Origin of the sequence: Pseudomonas tritici (genome assembly GCF_014268275.3) — a bacterium.
GTDB lineage: Bacteria > Pseudomonadota > Gammaproteobacteria > Pseudomonadales > Pseudomonadaceae > Aquipseudomonas > Aquipseudomonas tritici.
The window spans coordinates 4956787-4971059 of record NZ_CP077084.1; the positions used below are offsets into that span (position 1 = coordinate 4956787).

Here is a 14273-nt window from a genome sequence, read left to right on the forward strand (position 1 = left end):
CGATAGCGGTATCAGGGTTTGTCCTGATCCCTGGGCCAACTCAAGCTGAAGCACGCCCCACCCAAATTGTTGCTCTTGCTGATCAACGCCCGGCCGCCGTGCCAGTAGATAATCCGACGCACAATCGATAAGCCCAGGCCATGCCCACCCGAGGCGCGGGTGCGGCTGTCGTCCAGGCGCAGGAACGGCGTGAAGATGCGCTCCCAAGCGCTTTCCGGCACGCCGGGGCCGTCGTCTTCCACGTCGATACGGCAGCGCACCTGGCCCACCTGATAACTGATCAACACGTGGCCTTGGGCGTGGCGCATGGCATTGCTCACCAGGTTCTGCAGGGCACGGTGCAAATAACGCGGCTCGGCGTCGACCCAGGCGTCATCCCAATGCGTCGAAGACAGGCAGATACCCCGTGCCACGTTGATCTGCGGGCGCAGTGGCGATAATTCGCCGATCACCTGATCAAGCAGCGCATTCAGGTCGACTCGCTGGAAATTCAGCTCCGGCGAGCCCTGTTCCAGGCGCGCATAAGTGAGCATTTCATCGACCAGGCCATCAAGGTCCTGAATGTCGCTGTCCATGCCTTCGAGGTATTTGCGCCGTGCCTCGGGGGTGGTGGCATCGCCGACCATCTCCAGGCCGAAACGCAGACGCGCCACCGGCGTGCGCAGTTCGTGGGACACCGCGCGCACCAGTTCACGCTGGATCGCCAGCAACTGCTGCAAGTGCTCGGCCATGCCGTTGAACGCTGCAGCGAGGCGCCCCACCGAGTCAGCGCCACGGGCCGGCACGCGGACTTCCAGGTTGCCCTTGGCAATGCGTGTGGCGGCGGCTTCCAGGCCGCGCAAGCGGCGTTCAAGCTGACGCACCAATAGATAGACGATCAGACCGATCAGGGTCAGGCCGATCAAGGCGATCAGGATGAGCCACTGCGCCGGATAAGGGTTCATCTGATACAGGGGACCGAGTTCCAGCACCCACGGCGTGCCGACCATGCCGGCAAACACGCGGATCGAATCGCCGCCCTTGCCCAGGGCCATCACCGTATCGCCTTCCGATACGCGACGGCGCTGGTCCTCGTCCATATCAGCCTGGTCGAGGGTCATCAGGTGCATGTCGAAGCCAAAACCCTTGGCTTCTTTTATGTCTGCCAGGCGCTGCGGCTGTTCGGCCACCGGGAAGCGCACCAGTTCGTCGGCGAGCAGGTAGATCGTCGCGCGCGCCAGTTGCTCGCTGATCTGCTGCACCTCCCCCTCCAGCACGAGTGGTTCCTGGGCACTGACCAATCGCAGCACCCGCGCGGCGTGAGGACCCGTCTGTTGCACCAGCACTTGGCCACGTTGCAGGCTGTTGCGCTGGCTCAAGTCCAAGTGCACATCGGCCAGGGGGCGCAACTCCAGCGGGATACCCAGCAAACGCTCCCACACCGCCAGGGCGCGTTGGCGCTCGATGGGACTCATGGGCTGCAGGTTGTCGCCCATCAAGGCAAAGGTGCCATGGGCCAGGCGCTCGCGGTACTGGCCGCTGCGCACCTCGTTGAGCAGGTGCAGGGCCAGTACGCCGAGCAGCGCCACCAGAATCAGCGCTGCGCACATGCCGCCGTAGATACGCAGGAAGATCGAATTCACAGCGGCATGTCGGCGGCGGCTTCGGGGACGAACAAATAGCCTTTGCTGCGGACGGTCTTGATCAGGCGTGGGTGGATCGGGTCGTCGCCGATTTTCGGGCGGATGCGCGAGATGCGCACATCAATCGAACGGTCCTGGCCGTCGTAGCCGATGCCGCGCAAGGCGATGAAGATTTCTTCGCGGGACAGGATGCGACCGGCATTCGCCACCAGCAGCCAGAGCAGGTCGAATTCAGCACTGGTCAGCTCAATACCGTCATTATTCAACCAAGCCTCGCGCAGGGCATTGTCCACCACCAAAGGGCCAAATTGCAGGCGGCGCTGATTCTCTACCGCAGGCGGTTCCGCCGGTTCGCTGCGCCGCAGCAGGGCCTGGATGCGCGCCAGCAACAGACGCGGGCGCACGGGTTTGCACACGTAGTCATCGGCGCCCATGTCCAGGCCCATCACCTGGTCCATGTCGTCGGTGCGCGCGGTGAGCATCAGGATCACGCCGTCATAGCGCTCGCGCACCTTGCGGCAAATGCTCAGGCCGTCCTCGCCGGGCAGCATCAGGTCCAGGATCACCAGGTCCGGTTGCTCGGCGATGATACGCGCGGCCGCCTGGGCGCCATCGCCTTCCACTGACACCCGCAGGCCATTGCTCTCCAGATACTCACGGGTCAGTTCGGCCAGTCGCTGGTCGTCCTCGACGATCAGTATTTGCCAGGCTTCTTGCTCCACGGGTGGTCCTCGTTGTTATTAGAAACTGCGTTGGCCATACCCTGTTTGTCATGTTTTGAGGGCATAACAATGGCCGATTGTAGCCATGCCCCAACCCCCAAACACAAGCCGGGAAATCCATTCGGTGATCGCGTTTTTTTGTGATAGGGTTCGCGCCCTCAAAAATCCAACCCGTTGTTTTTATCTTGGAATATCCGGTGACAAACGGCCGAATCCAGCAGCAATGCGGCCTACACGGGTGTTCCACGTTTCATACACATTTTACCCACAACGTTATCCACAGGTAGTGCGTTGCTAAGCCCCCCAAAACGCATTATCTTGTAGCCCGGCGCAAAAAAAACCCTACATGTAGGGTTTTGAGCGAAAAAACCAAACACAGATCAGACAAGAAACTCAAGCCCTTTCTTGCACTCGTTTGGTTGAACCCACGCATTTTTTGAACGCCCAAACCGCGTACGCGGATGGCAGCCGTTTTCAAGCGCCTACAGCGCAAAACGGTACGGGTGTTGCAGTGTCTGAACCTGGCAACTGTCACCCACCAGGAATACGGCCAAGGGCTTTTCAGCCCCGAACCGAAGACTTCGGCATGGAAGCGGCGCGAACAGCTCCCTTCCTCCTGTCCCGAAGTTGTTATGCCAGGCCCAGGCCTGCTGTAAGTGCTTCAGGACGGAACGGTGGGCACCGAGATGGTGCCCAAATAAATATAGAATGTGGAGACAACCCCCCATGCAAACCGACACAACTCGCGAGAACCCGCAGGGCTCCGTGCCGCAGGCCGCTGATTCGAACCTGGATCTGTCCGCCACTGCACCTGGCCAATTGCGCGTGATCAAGCGTAACGGCACTGTCGTTCCTTACACCGATGACAAAATCACCGTCGCGATCACCAAAGCGTTTCTTGCAGTTGAAGGCGGCACAGCTGCCGCTTCGTCGCGCATCCACGACACCGTTGCCCGCCTGACCGAACAAGTCACCGCGACCTTCAAGCGTCGCATGCCCTCGGGCGGCACCATCCACATCGAAGAAATCCAGGACCAGGTCGAACTGGCCCTGATGCGTGCCGGCGAGCAAAAAGTTGCCCGTGACTACGTGATCTACCGCGATTCGCGTGCCAAGGAACGTGCCGTGCGCGCTCCGGCCGACGAAGCCGCCGTACAAGCGCACCCATCGATCCGCATCACCCTGGCCGACGGTACATTTGCACCGCTGGACCTGGGCCGCCTGAACACCATCATCACCGAGGCCTGCGAAGGCCTGGAAGAAGTCGACGGTGACCTGATCCAGCGCGAAACCCTGAAGAACCTGTACGACGGCGTGGCCCTGACCGACGTCAATACCGCCCTGGTAATGACCGCCCGTACCCTGGTTGAACGTGAGCCGAACTACTCGTTCGTGACCGCGCGCCTGCTGATGGACACCCTGCGTGCCGAAGGCCTGGGCTTCCTCGGTGTCGCCGACAGCGCTACCCACCACGAAATGGCCGACCTGTACGCCAAGGCCCTGCCGGCGTACATCGCCAAGGGTATCGAATTCGAATTGCTGAACCCGATCCTGGCCACTTTCGACCTGGAAAAACTCGGCAAGGCGATCAACCACGAGCGCGACCAGCAGTTCACGTACCTGGGCCTGCAAACCCTGTACGACCGTTACTTCATCCACAAGGACGGTATCCGTTTCGAACTGCCGCAAGTGTTCTTCATGCGCGTGGCCATGGGCCTGGCGATTGAAGAGAAGCACAAAGAAGACCGTGCCATCGAGTTCTACAACCTGCTGTCGTCCTTCGATTACATGTCGTCGACCCCAACCCTGTTCAACGCCGGCACCCTGCGTCCACAGCTGTCGAGCTGCTACCTGACCACCGTGCCGGATGACCTGTCGGGCATCTACCACGCGATCCACGACAACGCCATGTTGTCCAAATTCGCCGGTGGCCTGGGCAACGACTGGACGCCAGTACGTGCCTTGGGTTCGTACATCAAGGGCACCAACGGCAAGTCCCAGGGCGTTGTGCCGTTCCTGAAAGTGGTGAACGACACCGCCGTAGCGGTCAACCAGGGCGGCAAGCGCAAAGGCGCGGTGTGTGCCTACCTGGAAACCTGGCACATGGACATTGAAGAGTTCATCGAGCTGCGCAAGAACACCGGTGATGACCGTCGTCGTACCCACGACATGAACACCGCCAACTGGATTCCTGACCTGTTCATGAAGCGTGTCTTCGATGACGGCCAGTGGACCCTGTTCTCGCCCTCCGAAGTGCCGGACCTGCACGACCTGACCGGCAAGGCCTTCGAAGAGCGCTACGAGTACTACGAAGCCCTGTCCCAGTACCCTGGCAAGATCAAGCTGTTCAAGACCATCCAGGCCAAAGACCTGTGGCGCAAAATGCTCTCCATGCTGTTTGAAACCGGCCACCCATGGCTGACCTTCAAAGACCCGTGCAACCTGCGCAGCCCGCAGCAGCACGTGGGCGTGGTCCACAGCTCGAACCTGTGCACCGAGATCACCTTGAACACCAACAAGGACGAGATCGCCGTTTGCAACCTGGGCTCGATCAACCTGCCGAACCACATCGTCAACGGCAAGCTGGACACCGCCAAGCTGGAACGCACCGTCAACACCGCCGTACGCATGCTCGATAACGTGATCGACATCAACTACTACTCAGTGCCACAAGCGCAGAACTCCAACTTCAAGCACCGCCCGGTTGGCCTGGGCATCATGGGCTTCCAGGACGCGCTGTACCTGCAGCACATTCCTTACGGTTCGGATGCGGCGGTCGAGTTCGCCGACAAGTCCATGGAAGCGGTCAGCTACTACGCGATCCAGGCTTCCTGCGACCTGGCTGACGAGCGCGGCGCCTACGAGACGTTCCAGGGTTCGCTGTGGTCCAAAGGCATCCTGCCGCTGGATTCGCAACAGATCCTGATCGAACAACGTGGCCAGAAGTACATCGACGTTGACCTGGAAGAATCCCTGGACTGGGCGCCGGTACGTGCCCGCGTGCAGAAAGGCATTCGTAACTCCAACATCATGGCCATCGCACCGACCGCCACCATCGCCAACATCACTGGCGTATCGCAGTCGATCGAACCGACCTACCAGAACCTGTATGTGAAATCGAACCTGTCGGGCGAATTCACCGTGATCAACCCGTACCTGGTTCGCGACCTGAAAGCCCGCGGCCTGTGGGACTCGGTCATGATCAACGACCTGAAGTACTACGACGGTTCCGTGCAGCAGATCGAGCGCATCCCGCAAGAACTCAAAGAGCTCTACGCGACCGCCTTCGAAGTGGACACCAAGTGGATCGTTGACGCCGCCAGCCGTCGCCAGAAATGGATCGACCAGGCACAGTCCCTGAACCTGTACATCGCCGGCGCTTCGGGCAAGAAGCTCGACGTGACCTACCGTATGGCGTGGTACCGTGGCCTGAAAACCACTTACTACCTCCGTGCCCTGGCCGCGACCAGCACCGAGAAGTCGACCATCAACACCGGCAAGCTGAACGCAGTTTCCAGCGGCGGCAACCACGGTGATGACTCGGTACTCGCCGCGCCAGCCGGCCCGGCCCCGGTGCCAAAGGCTTGCGCGATTGACGAGCCGGATTGCGAAGCTTGCCAATAAGCTGAGGCGGTTACGGATCGTGATGATCCGGAACTGAAAAACGCCGGCAAACCTGAGCATGATTAGGTTTGCCGGCGTTTTTTTTGGTCGTTAGAAAAGCACTGTATAAATGCCCGGTCCTGGAGCTCCACCTCGCCTGCCCCATAGCTCCTTATGATTGCCAATCACCGCCATGGAATGCGCATCCGTTTCATAAGTCCCCACCATCCCCCGCTCGAAATCACTTTGAAAGCCCGGCCTGTAGTGATTTTTCAGCCCAAGCCTGTGCAAGCCTTCACGGGAATGCTCACCATCATTCAGGCTTATCAGCGCATCTGTGTAGCTGCTCGTGGCATCTCTGTCGTTTTCTCCCGGTGAGCCACTGTTCCCTTCCATCTGGGCACGCTTGGCGCTCGCGGCGTATAGAAAGTTGGCGTTGGTCATTAACGTAGGGTCATCACCCTTGAAGCGCGCTTCTCGCGCAGCCATGCTCAGCTCATCTTTGGTCAGTTTGAGTTTGAATCCATCACGCATCTCCACCTCATAGGTATTTCCCTTTAACTCAACATTTTTGAAAATGTCTTTAGGGTCCTGACCAAAGTGCTGCATCGCTGCTTTTATTGAAGACACCGTCGTGCAATTGCCTTCGAAGCCCTGAGAGAAACCACTCCAAATGTTATCCGGCTTTTTCCCACGCACACTTTTATCGGGCTGGTAATCATGGTAATTCGCCCCCTCTGTGAGGGGCTTGTTGCTCATGGCGTCGGAAGGACCAAAATTCTCCCTGTTCACCCGGCCGCCACCGCCACCGCCCCCACCGCCCCCACCAATGTTTATGGGCTCAGGTGGAGAGGGAGATCCGTCATCAGTAAACAGCTCCGGAAAAAGCGCCTTCAAGAACGCGAGCCAACTGTCAGACGCGTCTTTCTTTAACGCCTCAATAACCTCCTTGAATCTCTCCTCGCCGAGCTTCTTGCGTACCTCATTGAGCTTGTCACGCAAATCCTGGACGGTTTGGCTCTTGGACGTTTTCTGAGCCTCCTCCAACGCCTTCAGGATCTTAGAAACGACCGCCTTGTCGGCATCCAGACTCTCGGCACCCTCAGTGTTGTCCTTGGTGTTTTCAGTGCCGTATGTGTAGCTTCCGCCGCCAAAAGAAATCCGAGCCGCTTGGCCTGCTACCTGTTGAGCCCATTGCATAGACTTCTCCACCCGTAAGCCACTGTCGGTTTACTTGGTAGGGAAAACTGTGCCGGCCGTTCCGGTAAAAACGAGTGGTCTCTAGGGACACGGACTGTATGAAAAATCACGCCAAACAAAATGAATGCAAAAAAAAACCCTCGTAGAGGGTTTTTTTCGTCAGGGTCTGACCAGCAGCATCACGTCATCTGAATGATGGTCTGCATGATGGTGCTCTGGGTGGAGATGGTCTTGGCGTTCGCCTGGTAGTTGCTCTGGGCCTTGATCAGGTCCACCAGCTCGTTGGTCAGGTTGACGTTGGAGTTCTCCAGGGAGTTGGCCACGATCGAACCCAAGGTACCGGCTTGCGGGGTGTCGTAACCCGGCTGGCCCGAGGCGAAAGTCTCTCTCCACGTGGTGCCGCCCGATGGCTGCAGGCCTTGTTCGTTGTTGAAGCTGGCCAGGGAGATCTGGCCGATGGCCTTGCTCTGCTGGTTGCTGAACGTGGCGAACAATACGCCGCTGCCGTCGATTTTCAGGCCGGTGATCTGGCCGGTCGCGTAACCATCGGTGGTCGGCGGGTTGCGGTAGCTGGCCGAGTTGTACTGGGTGACGTTACCCAGGTTGACGGCAATATCCGGCGCTGTAGCGTCGTTTGGCGCCCAATTACCGTTGGTCACCGTACCCGGCACCCAACCCGTGAGCGTCAGGGTCGTGCCGACCACACCGGTACCGGTGACACCCGTAAGCTTACCGGCACCGTCAAAGGTGTAGGTCGCTGGCACGGGGGCGGTGGCGCCGGTGGTTGTAGGCTTAGTGCCATCCAGGTTACGGCCGTCGATCAACGTGTAGGCCTTCCACTCGTTGGCGTCCGATTTCACCATGTACTGCACCATTTCGTGGGAGTTACCCTGGGCGTCGTACAAAGTGGTGCTGTTCTGGGTGGTGAAGGTGCTCGTGTCAGTAGGATCGAACGGCTTAGTGGTCTGGTTGATCACCGGCGACGACGAGTTCAGGTTACTGGTGGAGTCCACCTTGGTTGAAGCCTTGGGCGGCAGGTACGACAGGTTCAGTTGCAGGTCGGTCAAGCCGCCCTTGACGATGTTGCCGTCCGCGTCCGCGGCGTAGCCTTGCAAACGCGAAGTGCCCGTATTGTTGGTGACATAGCCGTCTTTGTCGGCACGGAAAGCACCGCTGCGGGTGTATTCCAGCGAACCGTCGCTGCCCTTCTGAACGAAGAAGCCACCGCCCTGGATCGCCATGTCCAGCACGCCGCCGCTGTTGTTGACGTCACCCTGGGTGAACTGCTGGGACACAGCCGCCAGGTTCACACCGTTGCCGATGCTGTTCTGGCCGGTGCCCAGTTTGGAGGCGGCGTAGATGTCCGCAAACTCCGCACGGGACGACTTGAAGCCAGTGGTCGCGACGTTGGCGATGTTGTTGCCGGTCACGTCCAGTTGTTTGTTGGCCGCATAGAGGCCGCTAAGGCCGATATTAAAAGACATGTTTCTCTCCCTCTGCCGTATTTAGCCGGCTCTATGTACCGATAGTCTGGATTTGCGACAGCTTGACGCTGCCCATGCCGCCTGCAAGGTTCAGCAGCATTTCGCCGCCGGTCTTGCTCAACGTCACGCTGGTTACCGTTGCCGGCAGCGAAGTTGCCAAGGCAACCGCGTCGCCCTTGTCATTCTTGGTGGTGGCCGCGAAGGTGTAAGTGCCCGCTGGGGCGACCTCACCGTTGTCGTTCTTGCCATCCCAGATAAAGTCGGAGTTGCCTGCACTCTGGGCGCCCATATCAATGGTGCGCACCACGTTGCCGTCTTTGTCGGTGATCTTGATGGCGACGTTGCCTGTCGCCGCAGTCACGGCTACCGAACCGGTCATGCTCTTGCTGGTGTCCACCAGAGCCTTGTCGGTCTGGGTGATGATCGAACGCCCTACCAGCGACGACGCCTGCAACGCTTGCGACGAGCTGAAGTTGCTCGAGATGTTGTTCACCGAGTCGTTCAGGGTGTTGATGCCTTCCAGGCTGCTGAACTGCGCCAACTGGGCCACGAACGCACCGTTGTCTTGCGGCGACAGCGGGTTCTGGTTTTTCAGTTGGGTCACGAGCAGTTGCAGGAACGCGTCCTTGCCCAGCGACTGGCTGCCCGTCGCTGCCTTGGAGGCACTATTGACGCTGCTGGTGTCGGTCGCGGTCTTGACCTTGGAGTTGAAAAGGTCCTGGACTGCCGTGTTGTTACTCGTATCAACGATGGCCATTATTTGGCGCCCCTTATCACTGACCCAGGGTCAGGACCTTCTGCATCATGGTTTTGGCGGTGTTCATCATTTCCGCATTGGTCTGGAACGAACGGCTGGCGGAAATCATGTCGGCCATTTCCTCAACCACGTTGACGTTGGGGTAGTAGACATAACCCTTTTCGTTCGCGGCGGGATGGTTGGGTTCGTAGCGGGCTTCAAGGTTGCTCTGGTCTTCGACCACACCAAGCACCTGCACGCCAGAACCGGCATTACCCTGGTCCTGGAACAGCGAATCGCTGCCGCCAGCCTGGCCACCCTGGAACATGGTGGCGAACACCGGGTGACGGGCACGGTAGGTCTGGTCAATGCTCGAAGACACGGTCTCGGCGTTGGCGATGTTACTGGCGACGGTGTTCAAACGCGTGGTCTGCGCGCTCATGCCACTGCCGGCAATATTGAAAACACTGGACAGGGACATGGCTTACTCTCCGCGCAGGGCTGACATCAGCCCTTTGAATTTGCTGTTAAGCAGGGTGAAGCTGGCTTGAAAGTTCACCGAGTTCTCGGCATAGGCCGATTGCTCAAGCTGGGCGTCGACGGTGTTCTGGTCGATCGACGGCTGCATCGGTGTGCGATACAGCAACGACTCGTCACCATTGCTCAGGCCTTGCGCTTCAATATGACGGCTGTTGGTCATGTTCAAGGCGAAGGTGCCGTTTTTGGTCTTGTCCTGCTGTGCGGCGAGCACGGCGGAGAAGTCCAGATCCCGAGCCTTGTAGTTCGGGGTGTCGGCGTTGGCAATGTTGTTGGCCAGGACTTCAGCACGCTGGGCGCGGAAGCCCAGGGCTTGTTCGTGGATACCGAGCGCTTTATCGAAGCTGATGCTCATGGCGGAAACCTTTAGGCTGACCTGCTTTTCGTTAACAGGGTTATAGCAAGGTGCATGCCAATCTTGCGGAGGCCCGTATATCAAGGGTTTGCGGGGCGGTTGCCGGCGGCAATGCCAGAAAAGCGGCAAGAGGTTTCCGCGTGGCGCCAGTAAAGCGGCAATGGAGAGTTGCCGCTGTTGGGAAAATTGCCGCAAAAAAAATGGGAGCGGGTTTGCTCGCGAATGCGGTGGGTCAGTCAACTTATCTATGACTGATCCACCGCATTCGCGAGCAAACCCGCTCCCACATTTAGATTTGCGTACTATTTAGCCTGGTAAATGATCCCAGGGCTGCACTGCACCATCTGGTAATGATCCGGCAAACCGTTCAGCGCTTCGGATGCACCGAGGAACAAATAGCCGCCCCGCTTGAGCGTGCCGTGGATGCGTAGCAGGATGTCCTTCTTCACTTCAGCGGAGAAGTAGATCAACACGTTGCGGCAGAACACCATGTCGAACTTGCCCAGGCTGGCGTAGCTGTCGAGCAGGTTGAACGAGCGAAACTCCACACGGTTCTTGATCGGCGCTTTGATCGCCCAACGTCCCGCCCCTTTCGGGTCGAAGAAACGTTGCAGGCGCTCCGGGGACAGGCCACGGCCCAGCGCCAGGCTGTCGTACTCGCCGGTCTTGCAGTTGGTGAGCATGGTGCCGGACAGGTCGGTGGCCACGATTTGAGCACCGGCCTTCAATTGGCCCATATTGGTCCGCTCGAACTCATCGATGGACATCGAGATCGAGTACGGCTCCTGCCCCGAGGAGCACGCCGCCGACCAGATGCGCAGGCGCTGGCCCGGGCTGGCCTTGATGGCCTCCGGCAGCACTTTGCTCTTGAGCACTTCAAAGGGGTAGGTGTCGCGAAACCACAGGGTTTCGTTGGTGGTCATGGCATCGACCACCATTTCCTTGAGCCCGCTGCGCGGCTGGCCCTGGATGCGCTGGACCAGCTCACCCAACGACTTGATGCCCTGCTGCTCCATCAGTTTGTTGAGACGGCTGGATACCAGATACTGCTTGTTTTCACCGAGCAATATGCCACAGGCCTTTTCCAGGAAGACCCGGAACTGTTCAAAATCCAAATTACCCGTAGACACTGATACCGCCTCTTAAATCGTGTGACCGCCAGGGAAAAAGCCCCTAGCCGTGATCTGCTGCTTTGATCCGCTCGACGACCCGGGATGCCAGGTCATCGGGGCGGAATTTGGCCAGGAAGTCATCGGCACCGACCTTCTTGACCATCGCCTGGTTGAATACACCCGACAACGAAGTATGCAGGATGATATGTAATTTTTGCATGCGTGGATCGTTGCGTATCTCCGCCGTGAGGGTGTAGCCGTCCATTTCCGGCATCTCGATGTCGGAGATCATCATCAAGAATTCTTCTTCCGGCTTCTTGCCCTCGTCCACCAGCTTGCGCAGGTAATCCAACGCCTGGCGACCATCGTTGAGGGCCACCACTTCCACGCCGACGGTTTGCAGGCAACGGGTCACCTGTTTACGGGCCACAGAAGAGTCGTCCACCGTCAACACGCGCAGGGAGACTGCCTTGTGCGCAGTTTCAGCGTCCACCACACCCACGGAAATCGACTCCGAGGTGGGTGCCACTTCGGCGAGGATTTTTTCCACGTCGATGATTTCGACCAACTGGTTATCCACCCGCGTCACTGCCGTGAGGTAGTGATCGCGACCCGTGCCCTTGGGCGGCGGATGGATCTCTTCCCAGTTCATGTTGACGATACGTTCCACCGAGCGCACCAGGAAACCCTGGGTCTTGGTGTTGTACTCGGTGATGATCACAAATGGATTCTGGCGGTCCTGCAAACCTGCAGAACCGGTGGCCAGGGCCAGATCAAGAATCGGGATCGTCGCACCCCGGATATTGGCAACGCCACATACCACCGGGCTGGACTTGGGCATGATCGTCAGCTTGGGGCATTGCAGCACTTCCCGCACCTTGAACACGTTGATGCCATACAGCTGTTTGCCATCCAGGCGAAAAAGCAACAACTCCAGGCGATTCTGCCCTACCAGCTGTGTGCGCTGGTTTACTGAATCCATTACTCCTGCCATGCCCAGACTCCTACGCTAAAACCTTTGAGGGTGCGACGCGCACCCAACGCTAAACGGCACGAGCTTTGCTATTTATTGATTATGGATATTAAAACGACGGTTTCCCGACGCGCCAACCCTACACGGTTTTGCAGATTGTTCTGCACACCGCTGGCGATACTCGCCTTGGGTCTGAGCGCCACAGCCCGCGCAGATAACGTCACCCTGCCTGATCTACTTATCGGCGTCACTCAAGGCTTTCTTGAGTTCACTGTAGAAGATTATCTGGCGACCACACAGACGCCAGGGCGTTATGAAATCCAGGTCAACCAGTTGGACCCGCGTTTGCGCATGCCAATGTGCGACAAGGAATTGACAGCCACCCTGGAAAGCCCGGCACAGCCCATTGGCCGCGTGACGGTCAAGGTTCGCTGCGACGGCGCCTCGCCCTGGACCGTGTTCGTGCCGGCCCAGGTCAAGTTGTTTCGCGATGTGGTGGTGGTGGCCCGCCCACTCAAACGCACCGGCATCATCGGTTTCGAAGACGTTGTGTTGCGCGAGCGCGACATCAGCATGATCAGTCAGGGCTACCTGACGTCCCTCGATCAGGCCGTCGGGCAGAAATTGACCCGACCAGTGGTCACTGACCAGGTGATCACACTGGTGCATCTTGAGCAGGCAGAGGTGATTCGCAAGGGCGATCAGGTGGTCATTTCCGCCAGCAGTGGTGCACTGCAGGTAAAAATGCCGGGGGAAGCCTTGTCCAACGGCGGTATGAGCGAACAGATACGCGTCAAGAACCTCAATTCCAACCGGGTCATCAAGGCCAGGGTAACGGCGCCGGGGCAAGTCGAGGTCGCTTTATAGATTGCTGGTAGTGGACGCTGGGTTTTTCTACACTGTGCACGAGATGTTCCGTGCGGAGATTTATTGTCATTCGCGCCTAAAGTTAATCCGGGTATTGCCGAAAACATGGCAAGCGTCCAAATACCCAGAGGTTTTTTTATCATGGTCATCGATTTCAGTCGTTTGAATAACGCCCCATCAACGGCAGGCACTACGCGTTCCAAGGAAAGCGTGGAGGCCAAGGCCCAGCCACTGCCTGCCAAGGCAGAACAGGCCAGCGCCAGCCAGAGCGGGGAATCCGTACACCTGAGCAATGAGGCTCAACAGTTGCAGAAGGTCACTGACTCGCTGCGCGATCAACCGGTGGTCAATAAAGCCCGTGTGGCTGAATTGAAACAGGCAATCGCCGATGGCAGCTATAAAGTCGACAGCAACCGTGTAGCCAGCAAGCTGCTTAACTTCGAAGCCGAGCGCTAGGCAAAGGCCTGCGCCGGGCTTTTGGACGCTTAAAACCCAAGGCCAGCCATGCATCACGACGAAAATCTGCTACAGCTGATCATTGATGATCTAGCGCCGACGCAACAGCTGCTCGAGCTGCTCAGGGAGGAATCCCTGGCCCTCTACGGCCGCGATATGCCCCTGCTGGAAGAAATTCTGGCGCGCAAGCAGTCGTTGATTGTCCTGCTGGAACAGCACGGCAAAAAACGCAGCCAGATCCTCATCAGCCTGGGCCTGCCCGCCGACCAGGACGGCCTGGCGCAGTTGGCCAGCCACTCCTCGGTCGGCGACCAATTACTGGCCCAGAGCAAAGAACTCAATCAATTGCTCTCCCTGTGCCAGGAAGCCAACCTGCTCAACGGTCAGTCGATCCAGCTTCAGCAAGCTACGACCGCGAACCAGTTGCGTATACTTCACGGCGGTGAGCCTCCGGCGCTATATAACGCGCAAGGTTCTACCTCGCGCCTGGTCAAGCCAAGCACCCGCAGCCAAGCCTGACGCCCGTTTACAGCGCGGCCTATCCAAGGCGCGCCACATACTGGCAGAATGCCTGCTCTTGCGTGTAGTCGTATTTTGTCTGGAGAT

The 14273-nt window shown here is 58.5% G+C and carries 13 protein-coding genes; 4 read left to right on the top strand and 9 right to left on the bottom strand.

The window, feature by feature from the left end:
* Positions 1–11: 11 nt before the first annotated feature.
* Entirely contained in the window at positions 12–1622 is a 1611-nt protein-coding gene (locus HU722_RS22540; RefSeq protein ID WP_065881337.1) for an ATP-binding protein, read from the bottom strand.
* Positions 1619–2344, bottom strand: coding sequence for a response regulator (locus tag HU722_RS22545; RefSeq protein ID WP_065873982.1), 726 nt, complete (start codon positions 2342–2344; stop codon positions 1619–1621). Before HU722_RS22545 ends, HU722_RS22540 begins: the two co-directional genes overlap by 4 nt.
* A 726-nt stretch (positions 2345–3070) precedes the next feature.
* Between HU722_RS22545 and HU722_RS22550 the strand changes: the two genes are divergently transcribed.
* Positions 3071–5968 carry a ribonucleoside-diphosphate reductase subunit alpha gene (locus tag HU722_RS22550; RefSeq protein ID WP_065873983.1) on the top strand — a complete coding sequence of 966 codons (2898 nt, stop codon included), beginning with the start codon at positions 3071–3073 and terminating at the stop codon, positions 5966–5968.
* A 90-nt stretch (positions 5969–6058) separates the two neighbouring features.
* Here HU722_RS22550 and HU722_RS22555 read toward each other — a convergent pair whose 3' ends face one another.
* From HU722_RS22555 to HU722_RS22585, 7 genes are all read right to left on the bottom strand, one after another.
* A complete protein-coding gene (locus HU722_RS22555) occupies positions 6059–7147 on the bottom strand; it encodes a hypothetical protein (protein ID WP_186754431.1) in 1089 nt (362 codons plus the stop codon).
* Positions 7148–7326: 179 nt separating this feature from the next.
* A complete protein-coding gene (gene flgE / locus HU722_RS22560; RefSeq protein WP_065873985.1) occupies positions 7327–8631 on the bottom strand; it encodes a flagellar hook protein FlgE in 1305 nt (434 codons plus the stop codon).
* A gap of 31 nt (positions 8632–8662) precedes the next feature.
* Positions 8663–9388: a flagellar hook assembly protein FlgD gene (gene flgD / locus HU722_RS22565; protein ID WP_065873986.1), complete on the bottom strand. Its 726-nt coding sequence runs from the start codon at positions 9386–9388 to the stop codon at positions 8663–8665.
* 16 nt (positions 9389–9404) lie between these two features.
* The gene (gene flgC / locus HU722_RS22570) at positions 9405–9848 is read right to left on the bottom strand and encodes a flagellar basal body rod protein FlgC (RefSeq protein ID WP_065873987.1); all 444 of its coding nucleotides are present in this window, start codon (positions 9846–9848) and stop codon (positions 9405–9407) included.
* Between the two features lie 3 nt (positions 9849–9851).
* The gene (gene flgB / locus HU722_RS22575; protein WP_010208346.1) at positions 9852–10259 is read right to left on the bottom strand and encodes a flagellar basal body rod protein FlgB; all 408 of its coding nucleotides are present in this window, start codon (positions 10257–10259) and stop codon (positions 9852–9854) included.
* A 302-nt stretch (positions 10260–10561) separates the two neighbouring features.
* Positions 10562–11389, bottom strand: coding sequence for a protein-glutamate O-methyltransferase CheR (gene cheR / locus HU722_RS22580; RefSeq protein WP_065873988.1), 828 nt, complete (start codon positions 11387–11389; stop codon positions 10562–10564).
* Between the two features lie 43 nt (positions 11390–11432).
* Positions 11433–12365: a chemotaxis protein CheV gene (locus HU722_RS22585; RefSeq protein ID WP_065873989.1), complete on the bottom strand. Its 933-nt coding sequence runs from the start codon at positions 12363–12365 to the stop codon at positions 11433–11435.
* An 81-nt stretch (positions 12366–12446) separates the two neighbouring features.
* On the opposite strand from HU722_RS22585, the gene flgA reads away from it, so the two are divergent.
* The 3 genes from flgA (at position 12447) to HU722_RS22600 (ending at position 14186) form a co-directional block, all read left to right on the top strand.
* Positions 12447–13211 (top strand): flagellar basal body P-ring formation chaperone FlgA, encoded by a 765-nt coding sequence (gene flgA, locus HU722_RS22590; protein WP_065873990.1) that lies wholly within the window; start codon positions 12447–12449, stop codon positions 13209–13211.
* 141 nt (positions 13212–13352) lie between these two features.
* Complete coding sequence (gene flgM, locus HU722_RS22595; RefSeq protein WP_065873991.1) at positions 13353–13667, top strand: flagellar biosynthesis anti-sigma factor FlgM; 315 nt, start codon at positions 13353–13355, stop codon at positions 13665–13667.
* Positions 13668–13715: 48 nt separating this feature from the next.
* Positions 13716–14186 carry a flagella synthesis protein FlgN gene (locus HU722_RS22600; protein WP_065873992.1) on the top strand — a complete coding sequence of 157 codons (471 nt, stop codon included), beginning with the start codon at positions 13716–13718 and terminating at the stop codon, positions 14184–14186.
* Positions 14187–14273 lie beyond the last annotated feature (87 nt).